18 protein-coding genes are annotated in these 18,523 nt (G+C 68.0%); 10 read left to right on the top strand and 8 right to left on the bottom strand.

The window, feature by feature from the left end; genetic code table 11:
- Nucleotides 1–53: 53 nt before the first annotated feature.
- Together ABZ953_RS09055 and ABZ953_RS09050 are read right to left on the bottom strand one after the other, a co-directional pair.
- Nucleotides 54–1,136, bottom strand: coding sequence for an inositol-3-phosphate synthase (locus tag ABZ953_RS09055; RefSeq protein ID WP_361719089.1), 1,083 nt, complete (start codon nucleotides 1,134–1,136; stop codon nucleotides 54–56).
- Between the two features lie 59 nt (nucleotides 1,137–1,195).
- Nucleotides 1,196–1,882, bottom strand: a complete 687-nt coding sequence (locus ABZ953_RS09050) for a helix-turn-helix transcriptional regulator (RefSeq protein ID WP_361719086.1) — start codon at nucleotides 1,880–1,882, stop codon at nucleotides 1,196–1,198.
- A gap of 373 nt (nucleotides 1,883–2,255) precedes the next feature.
- Here ABZ953_RS09050 and ABZ953_RS09045 point away from each other — a divergent pair, with 373 nt between their 5' ends.
- Complete coding sequence (locus ABZ953_RS09045) at nucleotides 2,256–5,012, top strand: transglycosylase domain-containing protein (protein ID WP_361719083.1); 2,757 nt, start codon at nucleotides 2,256–2,258, stop codon at nucleotides 5,010–5,012.
- A 143-nt stretch (nucleotides 5,013–5,155) separates the two neighbouring features.
- Entirely contained in the window at nucleotides 5,156–6,691 is a 1,536-nt protein-coding gene (locus tag ABZ953_RS09040; protein ID WP_361719080.1) for a glycosyltransferase 87 family protein, read from the top strand.
- Between the two features lie 129 nt (nucleotides 6,692–6,820).
- Here ABZ953_RS09040 and ABZ953_RS09035 read toward each other — a convergent pair whose 3' ends face one another.
- The 3 genes from ABZ953_RS09035 to ABZ953_RS09025 form a co-directional block, all read right to left on the bottom strand.
- Nucleotides 6,821–7,852 carry an alanine racemase gene (locus ABZ953_RS09035; protein ID WP_361719077.1) on the bottom strand — a complete coding sequence of 344 codons (1,032 nt, stop codon included), beginning with the start codon at nucleotides 7,850–7,852 and terminating at the stop codon, nucleotides 6,821–6,823.
- A gap of 66 nt (nucleotides 7,853–7,918) precedes the next feature.
- A complete protein-coding gene (locus tag ABZ953_RS09030) occupies nucleotides 7,919–9,040 on the bottom strand; it encodes a peptidoglycan bridge formation glycyltransferase FemA/FemB family protein (RefSeq protein ID WP_361719074.1) in 1,122 nt (373 codons plus the stop codon).
- Nucleotides 9,041–9,188: 148 nt separating this feature from the next.
- Nucleotides 9,189–9,503, bottom strand: coding sequence for a hypothetical protein (locus tag ABZ953_RS09025; protein WP_361719071.1), 315 nt, complete (start codon nucleotides 9,501–9,503; stop codon nucleotides 9,189–9,191).
- A 266-nt stretch (nucleotides 9,504–9,769) separates the two neighbouring features.
- On the opposite strand from ABZ953_RS09025, the gene rpsF reads away from it, so the two are divergent.
- The 4 genes from rpsF to rplI all read left to right on the top strand — a co-directional run bounded on the left by rpsF (nucleotide 9,770) and on the right by rplI (nucleotide 11,525).
- Entirely contained in the window at nucleotides 9,770–10,060 is a 291-nt protein-coding gene (rpsF, locus tag ABZ953_RS09020; protein ID WP_016644628.1) for a 30S ribosomal protein S6, read from the top strand.
- Between the two features lie 78 nt (nucleotides 10,061–10,138).
- Nucleotides 10,139–10,750, top strand: coding sequence for a single-stranded DNA-binding protein (locus ABZ953_RS09015; protein WP_361719067.1), 612 nt, complete (start codon nucleotides 10,139–10,141; stop codon nucleotides 10,748–10,750).
- Between the two features lie 73 nt (nucleotides 10,751–10,823).
- On the top strand, nucleotides 10,824–11,060 hold the full coding sequence (gene rpsR, locus ABZ953_RS09010) for a 30S ribosomal protein S18 (protein ID WP_003949403.1): 237 nt from the start codon (nucleotides 10,824–10,826) through the stop codon (nucleotides 11,058–11,060).
- Between the two features lie 18 nt (nucleotides 11,061–11,078).
- Nucleotides 11,079–11,525: a 50S ribosomal protein L9 gene (rplI, locus tag ABZ953_RS09005; protein WP_361719064.1), complete on the top strand. Its 447-nt coding sequence runs from the start codon at nucleotides 11,079–11,081 to the stop codon at nucleotides 11,523–11,525.
- An 81-nt stretch (nucleotides 11,526–11,606) separates the two neighbouring features.
- Here rplI and ABZ953_RS09000 read toward each other — a convergent pair whose 3' ends face one another.
- On the bottom strand, nucleotides 11,607–11,672 hold the full coding sequence (locus tag ABZ953_RS09000) for a pentapeptide repeat-containing protein (protein ID WP_361719271.1): 66 nt from the start codon (nucleotides 11,670–11,672) through the stop codon (nucleotides 11,607–11,609).
- Nucleotides 11,673–11,675: 3 nt separating this feature from the next.
- On the bottom strand, nucleotides 11,676–13,013 hold the full coding sequence (locus tag ABZ953_RS08995) for an MATE family efflux transporter (RefSeq protein WP_361719061.1): 1,338 nt from the start codon (nucleotides 13,011–13,013) through the stop codon (nucleotides 11,676–11,678).
- Between the two features lie 460 nt (nucleotides 13,014–13,473).
- On the opposite strand from ABZ953_RS08995, the gene dnaB reads away from it, so the two are divergent.
- A complete protein-coding gene (gene dnaB, locus ABZ953_RS08990; protein ID WP_361719058.1) occupies nucleotides 13,474–14,949 on the top strand; it encodes a replicative DNA helicase in 1,476 nt (491 codons plus the stop codon).
- Between the two features lie 74 nt (nucleotides 14,950–15,023).
- On the opposite strand, the gene ABZ953_RS08985 is transcribed toward dnaB, so the two are convergent.
- Complete coding sequence (locus ABZ953_RS08985) at nucleotides 15,024–15,977, bottom strand: SDR family NAD(P)-dependent oxidoreductase (RefSeq protein WP_361719055.1); 954 nt, start codon at nucleotides 15,975–15,977, stop codon at nucleotides 15,024–15,026.
- A gap of 58 nt (nucleotides 15,978–16,035) precedes the next feature.
- On the opposite strand from ABZ953_RS08985, the gene ABZ953_RS08980 reads away from it, so the two are divergent.
- The 3 genes from ABZ953_RS08980 to ABZ953_RS08970 all read left to right on the top strand — a co-directional run bounded on the left by ABZ953_RS08980 (nucleotide 16,036) and on the right by ABZ953_RS08970 (nucleotide 18,472).
- The gene (locus ABZ953_RS08980) at nucleotides 16,036–16,506 is read left to right on the top strand and encodes a MerR family transcriptional regulator (RefSeq protein WP_361719052.1); all 471 of its coding nucleotides are present in this window, start codon (nucleotides 16,036–16,038) and stop codon (nucleotides 16,504–16,506) included.
- Between the two features lie 64 nt (nucleotides 16,507–16,570).
- Nucleotides 16,571–17,035 carry a carboxymuconolactone decarboxylase family protein gene (locus ABZ953_RS08975; protein WP_361719049.1) on the top strand — a complete coding sequence of 155 codons (465 nt, stop codon included), beginning with the start codon at nucleotides 16,571–16,573 and terminating at the stop codon, nucleotides 17,033–17,035.
- A 57-nt stretch (nucleotides 17,036–17,092) separates the two neighbouring features.
- Nucleotides 17,093–18,472, top strand: coding sequence for a serine hydrolase domain-containing protein (locus ABZ953_RS08970; RefSeq protein WP_361719045.1), 1,380 nt, complete (start codon nucleotides 17,093–17,095; stop codon nucleotides 18,470–18,472).
- Nucleotides 18,473–18,523 lie beyond the last annotated feature (51 nt).

The following is an 18,523-nucleotide window of genomic DNA, read 5'->3' as shown; positions in this document are numbered from 1 at the left end:
GTCCCCGGGCGGAATGCCCGGGGACCCTCGACAAGCAACAAGGAGAGGGCTGTTTAGCGCTCGACCTCGCCCTTGATGAACTTCTCGACGTTCGCGTAGGCCTCGTCGTCGAAGTACTGGACCGGCGGGGACTTCATGAAGTAGCTCGACGCGGAGAGGATCGGGCCGCCGATGCCGCGGTCCTTGGCGATCTTCGCGGCGCGCAGGGCGTCGATGATGACACCGGCCGAGTTCGGGGAGTCCCAGACCTCGAGCTTGTACTCCAGGTTCAGCGGGACGTCGCCGAAGGCGCGGCCCTCGAGGCGGACGTACGCCCACTTGCGGTCGTCGAGCCACGCGACGTAGTCCGACGGGCCGATGTGGACGTTGTCCTCGCCCAGCTCGCGGTCGCGGATCTGCGAGGTGACGGCCTGCGTCTTCGAGATCTTCTTGGACTCGAGGCGGTCGCGCTCGAGCATGTTCTTGAAGTCCATGTTGCCGCCGACGTTGAGCTGCATGGTGCGCTCAAGACGGACACCGCGGTCCTCGAACAGCTTCGCCATCACGCGGTGCGTAATCGTGGCGCCGACCTGCGACTTGATGTCGTCGCCGACGATCGGGACACCGGCCTCGGTGAACTTGTCCGCCCACTCCTTGGTGCCGGCGATGAAGACCGGGAGGGCGTTGACGAACGCGACCTTGGCGTCGATGGCGCACTGCGCGTAGAACTTCGCGGCGTTCTCGGAGCCCACGGGCAGGTAGCAGACGAGGACGTCGACCTTGCGGTCCTTGAGGATCTGGACGATGTCGACCGGGGCCTCGGCGGACTCCTCGATGGTCTGGCGGTAGTACTTGCCAAGGCCGTCGTAGGTGTGGCCGCGCTGGACGGTGACGCCCTTGCTCGGCACGTCGCAGATCTTGATGGTGTTGTTCTCGCTGGCGCCGATGGCGTCCGAGAGGTCGAGGCCGACCTTCTTCGCGTCGACGTCGAAGGCGGCGACGAACTCGACGTCACCGACGTGGTAGTCGCCGAACTGGACGTGCATCAGGCCCGGGACCTTGGCGTCCGGGTCTGCGTCCTTGTAGTACTCGACGCCCTGGACCAGCGAGGCGGCGCAGTTGCCCACGCCGACGATGGCTACGCGAACCGAACCCATTCCGGTTGCTCCCTGTGTGATCTCGGTATTCCGGATGAAACCCTGCGGAACGCTGGGTCTCACTTGGCGGGGTCATCGGACGGATCCGGCGGCGGGTTGGTCTCCCGCCGCCGGGGCAGGCCCGCCGACTCCCCAGATGTGCTGTTCTGCTGAGCGGAGCTGTCGGGGGCGGACCGTTGCTGGTCCCGTCCCGATCGCTCGCTCTCGATGAGCTCGTTCAGCCAGCGCACTTCGCGCTCCACGGACTCCATGCCGTGCCGCTGAAGCTCGAGCGTGTAGTCGTCCAGGCGCTCCCGGGTACGGGCCAGGGAGGCGCGCATCTTCTCCAGACGCTCTTCGAGGCGGCTGCGGCGGCCCTCGAGCACCCGCATCCGTACATCCCGCGAGGTCTGCCCGAAGAAGGCGAAGCGGGCGGCGAAGTGCTCGTCCTCGTATGCGTCGGGGCCGGTCTGCGACAGCAGATCCGCGAAGTGCTCCTTACCTTCCGCCGTCAACCGATAGACGATCTTGGCGCGACGTCCTGCGAGTGGAGCTGCGAGGGCGTCTTCAGGCGTGCTGCCCGACTCCTCGATCAACCAGCCGTTGGCGACCAGCGTCTTGAGGCAGGGGTAGAGCGTCCCGTAGCTGAAGGCGCGGAACACTCCCAGTGACGTATTGAGTCGTTTACGCAGCTCATAGCCGTGCATCGGGGACTCCCTGAGCAGACCGAGCACAGCGAATTCAAGGATGCCGGAGCGCCTGCTCATCTTCGCCTCCCGTCTGCCATGGTCCCTCAGTACGGCCTTTATGCCGAGCTGATGTATCGACTCGATACATCGAGACGATAGAACGGCGATCCGGCTGATACAAGAGGGGGCACGGTGAACGGCGTCACATCACCGATTCGTAGGAAGTAACTTGCCTGATTTGGGGTGAACTTCGGCTCTACGAGGGTTTTGACGGTGCGTAGTCTGTGCGCCATGTATGCCGCCGGGAACCAAGTGACGCCGGGGAGCGTCGTGGTCCCCGGTGCAGTGCGGGTGTGTTCCGGAACGGGCGCAACCGCACTTCGGGGGGACCGGAAACCAGCCGCCGTTTCCAGGCGTGGACAGCTGCGCCTGCCCGAGGAGTAATCGTTCGATGAGCGAGCACCGTCGCAAACCGCCGCAGCCGCAGGACGGCGGACGCGCCGCGGCAAGGCGTGGCGCCCAAGCACCGCCTTCGGGCCGCCGTGCGGCACCGCGTGGCGAAACCGGGTCGCCTTCTTCCTCCTACGGGACGCCCGCCCCGGGCGCTCCGGATGACGGAGGCCGGACTTATGGCGGCAGGGCCGAGGCCCGGCGCGCCGCACAGCGCAGTGGTTCGGTCGGCGCGAGCGGCGGCCGGCGCCGGGCACCCGACGGCGGTGGGCGTTCGGGCGCCGGTGGTGGCGGCCGTCGCGGTGGTGGCGGCGCCGGGGGCCCGGGCGGGGCCGGCCGGGGCAGAGGCCGCGGCGCGGAGCCGCCACGCAAGAAGCGGTTCATCGACTACCCGCGCGCGAACAAGTCCGGTGCGCGGCGCTGGGTTCCGTCGTGGCGCCTGGTCAGCGGCCTGTTCCTCGGGTTCCTCGGCAGTCTGATGGCGGTCGCCGGTATCTCGTACGCCCTGGTGGAGGTGCCGGAGGTCGACAAGGCGGCCAAGGCCCAGAACAACGTCTACTACTGGGCCGACGGCAAGCAGATGGTCGCGACCGGTGGTGAGCGCAACCGCCAGATCATCGACTACGACGACATCCCCGAGGAGATGCGCTTCGCCGTCATGTCGGCGGAGAACAAGACCTTCGAGAAGGACAAGGGCGTCGACCCGATGGGCATCACCCGTGCCCTGGTCAACATGGCCAAGGGCGGGCAGACCCAGGGTGGCTCCACGATCACCCAGCAGTACGTGAAGAACGCGCGTCTGGGCGACCAGTCGCAGACATTCACGCGTAAGTTCAAAGAGCTCTTCATCTCCATAAAGGTCGGCCGGACGGTCTCCAAGGAAGACATCATGGCGGGGTACCTCAACACCGCCTATTACGGACGTGGGGCCTACGGCATCCAGGCGGCCGCGCGGGCGTACTTCAACACCGAGGCCAAGGAACTTGACCCGAGCCAGTGCGCTCTCCTCGCGACCGTGCTCAAGGGCGCCACGTACTACGACCCCGCCGGAGCCCCGGAGATCGACCCCGCGGCGAACAAGCAGGACAACACCGCGCGTGCCAAGAAGCGGTGGTCGTGGATCCTCGACGAGGAGGTCAAGGACGGCCGCCTGACCGCCGCGGACCGGGCCAAGTACGACAAGTTCCCCAAGCTGCAGAACCCCCGGTCGAACATTGACCTGGCCGGCCAGACGGGTTATCTCGTGGACCTGGCCAAGGCGAACGTCATCAAGAACACCAACATCACCGCCGAGCAGCTCCAGCGGGGCGGCTACGAGATCCATACCACCTTCGACAGGAGGCAGGTCAAGGAGCTCGAGAAGTCGGTGAACAAGGTCCGCAAGGCGAAGATCAAGCCGAAGGTCCGGCCGGAGAAGGACACGCACGTCCAGTTCGGCGGCGCCTCCGTGAATCCGAAGGATGGCGCGATCAGGGCCATCTACGGCGGTGTGGACGCGACGAAGCACTTCACCAACAACGCCGACCAGACCGGTGCCCAGGTCGGTTCGACCTACAAGCCGTTCGTGCTGGCCGCGGCCTTCAAGTACGGCGTGCGCAACCCGGATCTCGGTGAGGTGCAGTCGAATGACGAACGCACCATCGTCAATCCGAAGAGCTTGTACAGCGGCAAAAACGAGCTGAAGATCCAGAAGTACAACGGCGACGTCTGGACGGACCGCGACGGCAAGCAGTGGAACCAGAAGAACGACGGTGGCCAGTCGTACAACCGGCCCAGCTTCCAGATCAACCTCCGCGAGGCGATGCGGGAGTCGGTCAACTCCGCCTATGTACAGCTCGGCATGGATGTCGGTCTGGACAAGGTGAAGGAGTCGGCCATGGCCGCCGGCCTCAAGGACGACAGTTCCATGGCCAGCGCCAACTACCCGTCCTTCTCGCTCGGTACTTCGTCACCCAGTGCGATCCGGATGGCCGGCGCGTACTCCACCTTCGCGGCGAGCGGCAAGCAGAACGAGCCGTACTCCGTCACGGAGGTGGCGCACGAGGGCGACACGGTCTACGAGCACAAGAAGCAGACCAAGCAGGCCTTCGACGAGGACGTCGCCAACAACGTCACGGACGTGCTGCGGACCGTCGTGGACAGGGGCACCGGCACCTCGGCCAAGCTCACCGGACGCCAGGTCGCGGGCAAGACCGGTACGACCGACGGCAACAAGTCCGCCTGGTTCGTGGGGTACACACCGCAGTTGTCGACGGCGGTGAGCATGTACCGGCTCGATGACGACGAGACCAACAAGAAGCGCGAGTTCCTGCAGATGTTCGGCACGGGCGGCGAGAAGAAGATCCACGGCGCTTCGTTCCCCGCACAGATCTGGCAGGACTACATGGAGCAGGCGCTCAAGAACGAGCGCGTCATCCCCTTCCCCGTGCCGGGTCCGATCGGCAAGGTCGTCGGCGAGACCCCGCCCCCGCCGCCGACCCCGTCGAAGACCGAGGAGCCGGAGAAGACCACATCGCCCACGCCCTCGAAGTCCGCGACCACGAAGCCTCCGACGGAGTCGCCCGACCCCACTGAGACCTGTGAGCCGTTGGACTGGGACTGCAACCACAACGGTGGCCAGGGCAACGGTGGGGCCCAGGGCGGCGTCGACGGCGGCCCAGGGGGAGAGTCGCCACCGGAGACAGAGGATCCGGCCGGTGGCGGCGCCAACGAAGGCAACGAAGACGGCGGAGGCTTCATCCGCGGCGCGGGAGGCTGAGCCGGCTGAGCCGGGCCCGTGGGGGCTGCACGGCGAGTTGCCGGGACTCCCCCGCGGATGTTTCACGTGAAACGAGGGCCGTCGCACCGATGAGTGCGGCGGTCCTCTCCGTGTTCTCAGGTGCGTACGGCAGGATGGCGGACATGCCCAGTGCAGACCCCCACAGCGCAGACCCCGGTGCAGAGACGGCGCGTGCGAGCGCGTACGAGCCCGTGAGCCCGCAGGAGCCCGTACGGCCGACCAAGGAGGACGAGGTCGCCAGGGCCGGCAGCGAGCTGCTCGGGGGTCCGGTCGGCCGAAGAGTGCTGTTCGCGGCGAGCTGGTGGACCCCCGTGCGCGTCATCATGCTCGTCGCGCTCGGGATGTTCGCGCTCGGGCTGATCCAGAAGATGCCGTGCTACAACGGCGCGTGGTTCGTCGGCGCCAGCTCGCAGTACACGCACGCGTGCTACTCCGACATCCCGCACCTCTACCAGGGACGCGGCTTCGCCGACGGGCTCGTGCCGTACTTCGACAGGCTGCCCGGCGACATGGAGTACCTCGAATACCCGGTCCTGACCGGGGTGTTCATGGAGATGGCTTCCTGGGTGACGCCCGGCAGCGGAACCGTCCAGCACCAGGAGAAGATCTACTGGATGGTCAACGCGGGGATACTGATGGCCTGCACCGCGGTCCTCGCCATCTGTGTCGCGCGCACCCACCGGCGCCGCCCCTGGGACGCGCTGCTCGTCGCCCTGGCGCCCGCCCTCGCGCTGACGGCAACCGTCAACTGGGACCTGCTCGCGGTGGCTCTCACGGCCGCCGCGATGCTGATGTGGGCACGCGCGCGTGTCGTCGCCTTCGGTGTGCTGCTCGGGCTCGCGACGGCTGCCAAGCTCTACCCCGTGCTGCTGCTCGGACCCCTGCTGGTCCTGTGCTGGCGGGCCGGGCGATGGCGGGAGTTCGGGACGGCCCTGGTCGGCACGGTGGGCACCTGGCTGGTCGTGAACCTGCCGGTGATGCTGCTCGCCGGCGACGGCTGGTCGAAGTTCTACACATTCAGCCAGCAGCGCGGCGTCGACTTCGGGTCCTTCTGGCTGATCCTCTCCCAGCGCATGGATTCACCGCTGACCACGGACACCGTCAACACCCTGGCGATGGCCCTGATGCTCCTCGCCTGCCTGGGTATCGCCGCGCTCGGGCTCACCGCACCACGCCGCCCGCGCTTCGCGCAGCTCGCCTTCCTGGTGGTCGCCGCCTTCGTCCTCACCAACAAGGTCTACTCGCCGCAGTACGTCCTGTGGCTGATTCCGCTCGCCGCGCTGGCCCGCCCGCGTTGGCGGGACTTCCTGATCTGGCAGGCGGGGGAGGTCGCGTACTTCCTCGGGATCTGGATGTACCTCGCGTACACGACGAGTGGGGACGCCCATAAGGGACTGCCGACAGAGGGCTATCAACTGGCCATCGTCGTACATCTGGTGGGCACGCTGTGGCTGTGCGCCGTGGTCGTACGCGACATCCTGATGCCGGAGCGGGACGTGGTGCGGCAGGGCGGCGATGACGACCCCTCAGGGGGCGTCCTGGACGGCGCGAGAGACGTCTTCGTCCTCGGGTACGCGGGCGGTGCGACGCGGACGGTGAGACGCTCGACAGGGGCTCCCGCGGTGAAGTGGGGCTCGGCCACCGACTTGTCGCGCTGAGGCACTCCGGCTGAGGCGATTCGGCTGAGGCGCTCCGGGGGTGTTCGCTCAGGGCGAACAGCGGAAGAACGCGTGAGGGCCGGTACGCCTCGTCGTCGTACCGGCCCTTCCGTCTGCTGCTGCCGCCCTCTAGCGGTCGACGATCCGGTCGAACTGCGTCGTGGTGTGCCGCAGATGGGCCACCAGCTCCTCGCCGACCTTCGGCTCCGGAGCATCGGAGGGCACGAAGAGGATCGAGACCTGCATGTGCGGCGGCTCGGCGAACCAGCGCTGCTTGCCCGCCCAGACGAACGGCGAGAGGTTGCGGTTGACGGTCGCGAGGCCCGCACGCGCCACGCCCTTGGCCCGCGGCATCATGCCGTGCAGCGCCTTGGGGGCCTCCAGGCCGACACCGTGCGAGGTGCCGCCCGCGACCACGACCAGCCAGCCGTCGGACGCGGCCTTCTGCTGGCGGTAGCCGAAGCGGTCGCCCTTCGCGATGGCGGTGACGTCGAGGACCGCGCCGCGGTACTCCGTGGCCTCGTGATCGCCCAGCCACAGGTGCGTACCGATGCGGGCACGGAAGCGGGTCTGGGGGAACTGCTGCTGCAGCCGCGCCAGTTCACCGGCCTTGAGGTGGCTGACGAACATCGTGTGGAGCGGCAGGCGGGCGGCGCGCAACCGGTCCATCCAGCCGATGACCTCCTCGACGGCATCCGAGCCGTCGGTGCGGTCCAGCGGCAGGTGGATCGCGAAGCCTTCGAGTCGTACGTCCTCGATCGCCGCGTGCAGCTGCGGAAGCTCCTGCTCGCTGATGCCGTGGCGCTTCATCGAGGACATGACCTCGATGACGACGCGGGCGCCCACGAGGCCGTACACGCCGTCGAGCGACGACACGGAACGGATGACGCGGTCGGGCAGCGGCACCGGCTCCTCGCCCCGCCGGAACGGGGTCAGGACCAGCAGGTCACCGCTGAACCAGTCCTTGATCCGGGCGGCTTCGTAGGTGGTGCCCACGGCGAGGACGTCGGAGCCGAAGCGCGTGGCTTCCTCGGCGAGGCGCTCATGACCGAAGCCGTACCCGTTGCCCTTGCAGACCGGGACGATGCCCGGGAACTGCTCCAGCAGGTGCTTCTGGTGTGCCCGCCAGCGCGCGGTGTCGACATAGAGCGTGAGCGCCATGGCTGGATCCCGGAACCTTTCTCGTGTCTGCGATGTATCAGAGTTATGGAAGGAAATTGTGCGGGATCAGCGGCGCGACATGTAGATGTCCAGCGCCTTGTGCAGCAGCTTGTTGAGCGGGAAGTCCCACTCGCCGATGTACTCGGCGGCCTCGCCACCGGTGCCGACCTTGAACTGGATGAGACCGAAGAGGTGATCGGTCTCGTCCAGCGAGTCGGAGATGCCGCGCAGGTCGTAGACCGTGGCCCCCATGGCGTACGCGTCGCGCAGCATCCGCCACTGCATCGCGTTCGAGGGCCGGACCTCACGCCCGATGTTGTCCGAGGCTCCGTAGGAGTACCAGACGTGTCCGCCGACGACGAGCATCGTCGCGGCCGACAGGTTCACGCCGTTGTGCCGCGCGAAATACAGCCGCATGCGGTTGGGGTCCTCGGAGTTGAGGGCCCGCCACATCTGCTCGAAGTAGCCGAGGGGCCGCGGGCGGAACTTGTCGCGCACGGCGGTGATCTCGTAGAGACGCTGCCACTCGGCGAGGTCCTGGTAGCCGCCCTGGACGACCTCGACGCCCGCCTTCTCGGCCTTCTTGATGTTGCGCCGCCACAGCTGGTTGAAGCCCTTCTGGACCTCATCCAGGGAGCGGTTGGCCAGCGGCACCTGGAAGACGAAGCGGGGCTGCACGTCACCGAAGCCGGCGCCGCCGTCCTCGCCCTGCTGCCAGCCCATCCGCCGCAGCCGGTCGGAGACCTCAAAGGCACGCGGCTCGATGAGGGTCGCCTCGGTGTCCCGCAGCCGCTTGACGTCGGGGTTCTGAATGCCGGCCTTGATCGCCGGAGCGTCCCAGCGGCGGATCACGACCGGCGGACCCATCTTCACGGAGAAGGCGCCCTGCTGCTTCAGATGCGCCAGCATCGGCTGCAGCCACTCGTCGAGGTTCGGGGCGTACCAGTTGATGACCGGGCCCTCGGGGAGGTACGCGAGATAACGCTTCAGCTTGGGCAGCTGCCGGTAGAGCACCAGGCCCACGCCGACCAGCGCACCGGTCCTGTCGTCGAACCAGCCCAGGTTCTCGGAGCGCCATTCGCTCTTCACGTCAGCCCATGCCGGGACCTGGCAATGACTTGCCGACGGCAGTGTCTGGATATATGCCAGATGCTGCTCGCGACTGATGGTCCTCAGGGTCAGACTCATTCGGGGCGCTCCTCGGGCTGGTGTGTCCCCATGGGTTCAGGGGCTCCGGCTCACGCGCCGAAGCCTACTGCGCCCTGCGAGCGCCCCGTCTGGGCGTACGGAACTCAGCGCCCCGGCCCGTTCGAGCGACCGGGGCACCGGGAGGCCGTCAGCCGACGATTCCGCCGAAGAGTCCGCCGTGCGCCATGCCGAGGAAGAAGCCCATCGCCGAGGCGCCGAGCCCCAGGATGAGGCCGAAGCGCTCGCGCGTGGTCACCGAGATGAACTGGCCGTACGCGCCGGTGGCGATCCCGATCAGGCCCGTCCACGAGCTGATCAGATGGAGGTTGTGGAACATCGCCGTCACGAAGGCGATCACGCCGAGGACCAGCGTCACGCCGACCAGCGCGTCCTGGAACGGATGGGCCTTGCCGTCCGTGGCGAAGAGAGATGTGGCGGTGTGCGGTCGCATTGCTTGTGCCATGTGAGGCACCTCCTGCGTAAGGCGGCGCATCGTAGCGCCATAGACACCCGATGTGTACAGATTCTGCCCGTCCGCCGCCGGATTTCAACCGGAAGCCTCGGTGCGGGTACTCTGTACCGTCTGCACCGGTGTCTGCCCTGGCCACAGCATGAGCCCCCGCTCGCGGGAGCCGATTGTCAGTGGCTGCGGATACCGTTGCGTACGCATCACGACCCTCCTGCCACGGAACGACCGTGGCCGCTGAGTCCAAAGGAGGTGGGTTCCACATGCGTCACTACGAAGTGATGGTCATCCTCGACCCCGATCTCGAGGAGCGCGCTGTCTCCCCGCTGATCGAGAACTTCCTCTCCGTCGTCCGTGAGGGCAACGGAAAGGTCGAGAAGGTCGACACCTGGGGCCGTCGTCGTCTGTCCTACGAGATCAAGAAGAAGCCCGAGGGCATCTACTCGGTCATCGACCTGCAGGCCGAGCCTGCGGTCGTCAAGGAGCTCGACCGACAGATGAACCTGAACGAGTCGGTCCTCCGGACCAAGGTCCTCCGTCCCGAGATGCACTGAGCTTCCTAGCTCAGTAGCACCCGGGAATCGAGTAGCAGCAACAAGCAGCCAGCAGCAAACCCGCCGAGAGGTTCCCCCATGGCAGGCGAGACCGTCATCACGGTCGTCGGCAATCTTGTCGACGACCCCGAGCTGCGCTTCACCCCCTCCGGTGCGGCGGTCGCGAAGTTCCGTGTCGCGTCCACTCCCCGCACCTTCGACCGCCAGACGAACGAGTGGAAGGACGGCGAAAGCCTCTTTCTGACCTGCTCGGTCTGGCGTCAGGCGGCGGAGAACGTCGCGGAGTCGCTTCAGCGAGGCATGCGCGTCGTCGTGCAGGGCCGGCTGAAGCAGCGGTCCTACGAGGACCGTGAGGGCATCAAGCGCACGGTCTACGAGCTGGACGTCGAGGAAGTCGGCGCCAGCCTGAAGAACGCCACGGCCAAGGTCACCAAGACCACTGGTCGAGGTGGCCAGGGCGGTTACGGCGGCGGCAGTGGCGGCGGTCAGCAGGGTGGCGGCAGCTGGGGTGGAAACTCCGGCGGCGGCCAGCAGCAGGGTGGCGGCGGTGCTCCCGCCGACGACCCCTGGGCGACCGGTGCTCCGGCAGGTGGCGGCCAGCAGCAGGGTGGCGGCGGTGGCGGCTGGGGCGGAAGCTCCGGCGGTTCCGGCGGCTCCGGCGGCGGCTACTCGGACGAGCCCCCCTTCTAAGCCTCAGGGCTTTCAGGCCCTCGGGCCGAAGGTGGGCCGTACCCCCACTTCTTGATCACACAGGAGAAACACCATGGCGAAGCCGCCTGTGCGCAAGCCTAAGAAGAAGGTCTGCGCTTTCTGCAAGGACAAGGTCACGTACGTGGACTACAAGGACACGAACATGCTGCGGAAGTTCATTTCCGACCGCGGCAAGATCCGTGCCCGCCGCGTGACCGGCAACTGCACGCAGCACCAGCGTGACGTCGCCACGGCCGTGAAGAACAGCCGTGAGATGGCGCTGCTGCCCTACACGTCCACCGCGCGATAAGGGAAGGGTGACCGAAAAATGAAGATCATCCTCACCCACGAGGTCTCCGGCCTCGGCGCCGCCGGCGAGGTCGTAGACGTCAAGGACGGCTACGCCCGCAACTACCTGATCCCGCGGAACTTCGCGATCCGCTGGACCAAGGGTGGCGAGAAGGACGTCGCGCAGATCCGTCGCGCGCGCAAGATCCACGAGATCGCGACCATCGAGCAGGCCAACGAGATCAAGGCCCAGCTCGAGGGCGTCAAGGTCCGCCTGGCCGTCCGCTCCGGCGACGCCGGTCGTCTCTTCGGTTCCGTCACCCCGGCTGACGTCGCTTCGGCGATCGAGGCTGCCGGTGGCCCGAAGGTCGACAAGCGCCGCGTCGAGCTCGGTTCGCCGATCAAGACCCTGGGCGCCCACTCGACGTCCGTGCGTCTGCACCCCGAGGTTGCCGCGAAGGTCAACGTCGAGGTCGTCTCCGCCTAAGCACTGCGCTTGGCAGAGCTGAAGCAAGCGTTGGGCCGTACCCCTCGGGGTACGGCCCAACGTGTTTCACGCGGTGCTGTTTCACGTGAAACAGCACCGCGTAAAGCAGCACCCCGTGAAGCAGCACCCCCGTGCAACAGCTCGCAAGGCTCAGCGCGTGGCACCTGTGACGATCCAGCGGCCGGAGCGGGAACGCAGCCACAGGGTCAGCATCCGAACCGCCATCATCAGCGTCATCGCCCCCCACAGCGCGGTCAGGCCTCCGCCGAAGGTCGGCACGAGCAGGGCGACCGGTGTGAAGACGGCCAGCGTGGCGATCATCGCCCAGGCGAGATACGGCCCGTCGCCCGCGCCCATCAGGACGCCGTCGAGGACGAAGACGATGCCGCAGACCGGCTGGGCGAGGGCCACGACCACAAGGGCGGGCAGTGCCGCGTCCTGTACCGCGGCGTCGCCGGTGAAGAGCGGGATGAACAACGGCCGGGCAAGGATGATCAGCAGGCCGAGGCCGACTCCCGAGGCGATGCCCCACTCCACCATGCGACGGCAGACGGCGCGTGCGCCCTCCGGGTCGTCGGCGCCCAGGTAGCGTCCGATGATCGCCTGCCCGGCGATGGCGATGGCGTCGAGCGCGAAGGCCATCAAACTCCACAGGGACAGAATGATCTGGTGGGCGGCCACGTCGGAATCCCCGAGGCGGGCGGCCACGCCGGTCGCGATCATCAGGATGGCCCGCAGCGAGAGCGTGCGGACCAGGAGAGGCGCACCGGCTTGCGCACAGGCCCGGATCCCGGCGACGTCAGGGCGCAGCGAGGCACCGTGCCGCCGCGCACCGCGGACGACGACGTAGAGGTACACGGCGGCCATGCCGCACTGGGCGATGACGGTGCCCCAGGCGGAGCCCGCGATGCCGAGGCCCGCGCCGTAGACGAGGCCGACGTTGAGGGCGCCGTTGGCGACGAACCCGCCGATCGCGACGTACAGCGGGGTCTTGGTGTCCTGCAGGCCGCGCAGGACACCGGTGGCGGCGAGTACGACGAGCATGGCGGGGATGCCGAGCGAGGAGATCCGCAGATACGTGACGGCGTACGGGGCCGCGGTGTCCGATGCGCCGAAGAGCTCCACGAGGGCCGGAGCGGTGGGCAGGACGACGGCGATGACGGCGGCGCCAAGGAGCAGTGCGAGCCAGATGCCGTCCATGCCCTGGCGGATGGCGGACGGGAGGTCTCCGGCGCCGACCCGGCGGGCGACGGCGGCAGTGGTGGCGTAGGCGAGGAAGACGAAGACGCTCACCGCGGTGGTCAGGAGCGCCGACGCGACGCCGAGACCGGCCAGTTGCGCGGTGCCGAGGTGCCCCACGATGGCGCTGTCGGCCAGTACGAAGAGGGGCTCGGCGACGAGTGCGCCGAAGGCGGGAACGGCGAGCGCGATGATCTCTCGGTCGTGTCGTCGCCGGGCGGCCTTGGGCGCCGCGGGAGCCTGTGTCATGGACACCAATGTAATCTTCCACAGGTAAGAGATGCAATGCTATTGAGACCCTTACCTGGGCCGTCCTTCGGCGCGCTGTCACACGCGGTTTCCAACGATCTTGGTCCGACTGGGGAAGTTTTTCTTCTGCACAGCCAGTGGATGGGAAAGATGCAGGTCAGAGGCGCTGCGTGAGAGCGGCTGAGGGCTTGTTCACAGGGCTGTCCACCGGACCGTGCACAGGTTTGGCGGAGTTCTCCACAGCATAGGGTCCGTCATCCACACCGCCTGTGGATAACCAGATTGGCTGACGGTGCCCACAGGCCTACCGTGGACCGGCGCCCGCCTCGTCGTACGACCTCGGAAACCCCGAAAAACCGACGCGTCAGAACCGGAGTTGGGCCCCCTTATTTGTCAGTGTCGTGCCGTAGGAAAGAGGGGCACGGCGAGGTCCGCTCGGCGGACGGGAGGAGGTGGCCCGGTGAGTATCTCCGAGCCTTTGGACGACCCCTGGGCCGACAGCGGTCCCAGTGACCGTCTGCCCGCATCCCGTCAGCGCCGCGACGGAGGACGGGGCCGCGACGAGCAGCACGATCGTGGCAGGGAAGGCGGCTGGGACGGCGGAGGATCGTCGTTCGAGCGTGTCCCGCCGCAGGATCTCGACGCGGAGCAGTCCGTGCTCGGCGGCATGCTGCTCTCCAAGGACGCCATCGCCGATGTCGTCGAGGTCCTCAAGGGCCACGACTTCTACCGCCCCGCGCACGAGACGATCTACGCCTCGATCCTCGACCTCTACGCCAAGGGTGAGCCGGCCGACCCCATCACCGTGGCGGCCGAGCTCACCAAGCGCGGTGAGATCACCAAGGTCGGCGGCGCATCGTATCTGCATACGCTGGTCCAGACGGTCCCGACCGCGGCGAACGCCGAGTACTACGCGGAGATCGTCCACGAGCGCGCGGTGCTGCGCCGCCTCGTCGAGGCCGGCACCAAGATCACCCAGATGGGATACGCGGCCGACGGCGACGTCGACGAGATCGTCAACAGCGCCCAGGCCGAGATCTACGCGGTCACCGAGCAGCGCACCACCGAGGACTATCTGCCGCTCGGCGACATCATGGAGGGCGCTCTCGACGAGATCGAGGCGATCGGCTCGCGGTCGGGGGAGATGACCGGTGTTCCGACCGGCTTCACCGACCTCGACCAGCTCACCAACGGTCTGCACCCGGGCCAGATGATCATCATCGCGGCCCGCCCCGCCATGGGTAAGTCGACGCTGGCCCTGGACTTCGCCCGAACCTGTTCGATCAAGCACAACATGCCGAGCGTGATCTTCTCGCTCGAAATGGGCCGCAACGAGATCGCGATGCGTCTGCTGTCCGCCGAGGCGCGGGTCGCGCTGCACCACATGCGCTCCGGCACGATGACCGACGAGGACTGGACCCGGCTCGCCCGGCGCATGCCGGACGTCTCGGCCGCCCCGCTCTACATCGACGACTCCCCGAACCTGTCGATGATGGAGATCCGAGCCAAGTGCCGCCGCCTCAAGCAGCGGAACGACCTGAAGCTCGTCGTCATCGACTACCTGCAGCTGATGCAGTCGGGCGGATCCAAGCGGTCCGAGAGCCGACAGCAGGAAGTCTCGGACATGTCGCGAAACCTGAAGCTCCTGGCCAAGGAGCTGGAGCTGCCGGTGATCGCCCTCTCGCAGCTGAACCGTGGCCCCGAGCAGCGCACGGACAAGAAGCCCATGGTCTCCGACCTGCGTGAATCCGGTTCGATCGAGCAGGACGCGGACATGGTGATCCTGCTCCACCGCGAAGACGCGTACGAGAAGGAGTCGCCTCGCGCGGGCGAGGCGGACATCATCGTCGGCAAGCACCGTAACGGCCCGACGGCGACGATCACGGTCGCCTTCCAGGGGCACTACTCGCGCTTCGTGGATATGGCACAGACCTGATCTTCTCGTGTAGGTTCCGCAGTTTCGCGAGCACTTCCGCGTGACCGTTCAGGACGATCGCGTCTGGCCAGGAGTCAGAAGGCGCTGAGCCCGGTGAGTTCGCAGGAGAGGTCCCAGAGCCGGGACGCCGCGTCGGGGTCGACGGCCCAGGGCTTGACGCCGCCGATCAGCATGTCGTCGGTGGTGGCCGGCTCGGCGATGTCGCAGTCCTGGCAGTACGCCCCTCCACGACCGTCCAGCAGGGGCGAGGTCGCAGCCCAGACCGCCGTCGCCGCGCCCTGCTCCGGTGTCTTGAAGCCCTCGGCCGGCGTCCCGTCCGGGGTCACCCAGCCCTGTGCGAGCCACTCCTCGCGGGGAATGTGGCGCTGCAGCGGTGTGAGGATGCTGCCGGGGTGCACGGCGAACGCGTTGATGCCGCGGTCGGCGCCGAGGCGGTCGAGTTGCAGGGCGAAGAGGGTGTTGGCGGTCTTGGACTGGGCGTAGGCCAGCCACCGGTCGTAGCCGGTACGGAAGTGGAGGTCGTCCCAGCGGATGTCGGACAGGAAGTGCCCGGAGGAGGCGACGGCCACGACGCGCGCCCCGGTCGGCGCGAACGCCGGGTACAGGCGCTGGGTGAGCGCGAAGTGCCCGAGGTGGTTGACGGCGAAGTGGGCTTCCCAGCCCGGGCCGACACGTGTCTCCGGGCAGGCCATGACGCCCGCACCGTTGATGAGGACGCCGAGGGGCCGACCGGTCTCGAGGAAGCGTTCGCAGAAGACGCGGATGCTGTCCGGGTCGGCGAGGTCGAGGGCTTGCACCTCGGTCCCGGGGATGCCGCGCAGGGCGTCCTCGGCGGTGTCGGGGCGGCGGGCGGGGACGACGACGTGCGCTCCCGCGCGGACGAGGGCGCGGGTGGTCGCGAGCCCGAGACCGGAGTAGCCGCCGGTGACCAGGGCCGTGGTGCCTGCCAGATCCACGTCTGCGAGCACGTCGTCGGCCGTGCTGCGGGCACCGAATCCGGTGCCGAGCTTCTGCTGTTCAGTGATCATGTCCTGGACGCTAGGACCTAGACCGCGCGCTAGGTCAAGGGATCTGTACGGTCGCGGCATGAGTGACGATGCGGGGGGTCTGCCCGACGGCAAGGCGCGTGGGCTGTCCATAGGGAAGGTGGCCGAGGCGACCGGTCTGAGCGTGCACGCGCTGCGGTTCTTCGAGCGGGAAGGGCTCTTCCTTCGGGAGATCCCGCGCACCGGCGGGGGACAGCGCGTCTACGAACAGAGCGATGTGGACTGGCTTCTGCTGTGCGGTCGGCTGCGCGACTCGGGCATGCCGATCGCCACGGTCCAGCAGTTCGCGGCGCTCGTGCGCGCCGGGCCCGGCAACGAGTTGGACCGCCTGGCGCTGCTCCAAGAGCACGAACGGGCCGTACGCGCGAAGATCGACGACCTCAGCGCCTGTCTGGAGGTCATTCACGGCAAGGTCGTCACCTACGAGCAGCACCTGCGTGACGGGACGGCGGCCGGTCTCTGGTCGCCGTCGCCGCTCACACTCCCGCGCCGCGATTCGTCGGTGCAGTGACGGACCACCACGACGCCGCCGCGGCAGACAGCGGCGCCGGGCAGACGCTTGAGGAGAACACTCAATGCAGGCTCGTATGCAGAACCCCGCCGTGATCATCCCTGAGGCCATGAAGGCCCTGCTGATCCTGTCCAAGGTCGCCAGGAAGCAAGGTCTGCCCCAGGCGACGATCGAGCTGGTGCAACTGCGCGTGAGCCAGATCAACGGGTCCAGTGTCTGTGTGGACGGGAGCGCGCGGAGTGCCGGGGCGGCGGGCGTCACCGACGAGCGGCGTTCAGCGGTGGCCGCCTGGCGGGAAACGACCTGCTTCACCGAAGCAGAGCGCGCCGCCCTCGCCCTCGCGGAGGCGGCCACCCGGCTCGCCGACCGGCCCGACCCGGTGCCGGCCGCGATCTGGGACGAGGCGGCGAAGCACTTCACCGAGCAGGAACTCGCGGCGATCGTCCTCGCCGTCGGCGTGACCAACATGTTCAACCGGATCAATGTCGCGACGCGGCGGGTCGCGGGCTCGATGCCCTGGGAGACCTGACGGGGCACGGATACGAATTCGCTCGACTCACCGGCGCCTCCCAGGTGAACTGGACCCATGACGACATCCCATGAAGAGCTTCTCCCGTCCACCCGCCGAGCCTTGCTGCACCGAGTCGCCACCGCCCAGACGGAGGGCCGGACGCCGTCGCTGGTGGCCGCGGTGGCCCGGGACGGTGAGCTGGTGTGGAGCGGCGGCCGCAGCATGGTGGACGGACACGCGCCGGACGAGAACGTGCAGTACCGCATCGGGTCGATCACCAAGACCTTCACCGCAGTGCTGGTGATGCGGCTGCGGGACGAGGGCGTGCTGGACCTGAACGACCCGCTGGAGAAGCATCTTCCGGGGACCGGGGCGGGAGAGGTCACCATCGCTGAACTCCTCTCCCACACCGGCGGGCTGGCTGCCGAGACGCCTGGTGCGTGGTGGGAGCGCACGCCCGGCTCGACACGTCCGGAACTCGCCGATGTACTGGGTCAGGACCCGTTCAAGCACCCCTCGGGCCGCCGCTTCCACTACTCCAACCCCGGCTATACGTTGCTGGGTTCGCTGGTGGAGGCGTTGCGGGGCGCTCCGTGGGCGGAGGTGCTGAGCCGTGAGGTGCTCGAGCCGCTGGGCCTGAGCCGTACGAGCGCACAGCCTCAGGCGCCGCACGCGGGTGGCTTCGCCGTGCATCCCTGGGCGGACGTGATGATGCCCGAGCCCGTCGAGGACCTGGGGCTGATGGCTCCGGCAGGGCAGCTGTGGTCCACCGCGGGGGACCTGGCGCGCTTCGGGGCCTTCTTGCTGAAGGGCGATGACCGGGTCCTGGCCCTGGAGTCCGTGCGGGAGATGCGGACGCCGTCGGCGCCGTTGCAGACGGGGGAATGGGACAGGGCGTACGGCCTGGGCGTGGATCTGCTGAGGTGGGAGAGGGGCAGCCTGGCCGGGCACGGTGGATCGTTGCCGGGCTTCCTGGCCGCTCTGTGGGTGAGTGAGGCGGACGGTCTCGCCACGGTCGCCCTCGCCAACTGCACGTCGGGGCCGCAGGTGGCAGCGCTGGCCGTGGATCTGGTGAAGATCGTGGCCGATGCCGAGCCCCGCATCCCGGAGCCGTGGCGGCCACTCACCGAAGTCGACGAGAAGGTGCTGGAGTTGGCCGGGCCCTGGTACTGGGGGACCCAGGTGCTCGCGCTCCGGCTGGCGGCCGACGGCGGGATCGAGGTGGGGCCGCTCTCCGGGGCGGGGCGCCAGGCCCGGTTCCGGTCCAACGGGGACGGCACCTGGACCGGCCTCAACGGCTATTACGCGGGGGAGCTGCTGCAGGCGGTACGGCGGGTGGACGGTTCGGTGAGCCACCTCGACCTGGGGTCGTTCATCTTCACCCGCACGCCGTACGACGAGGAGGCGCCGGTCCCCGGCGGGGTGGACCCGCGGGGGTGGCGCGGCTTCCCGTAGGCGGACGGCGTGACGAGGCGGCTTGTTTCACGTGAAACAAGCCGCCTCGTT

This window comes from Streptomyces sp. NPDC046465, from assembly GCF_040646035.1.
GTDB lineage: Bacteria > Actinomycetota > Actinomycetes > Streptomycetales > Streptomycetaceae > Streptomyces.
The sequence above is the reverse complement of the archived record's forward strand: the minus strand, read 5'-3'. Positions and strand labels throughout refer to the sequence as shown.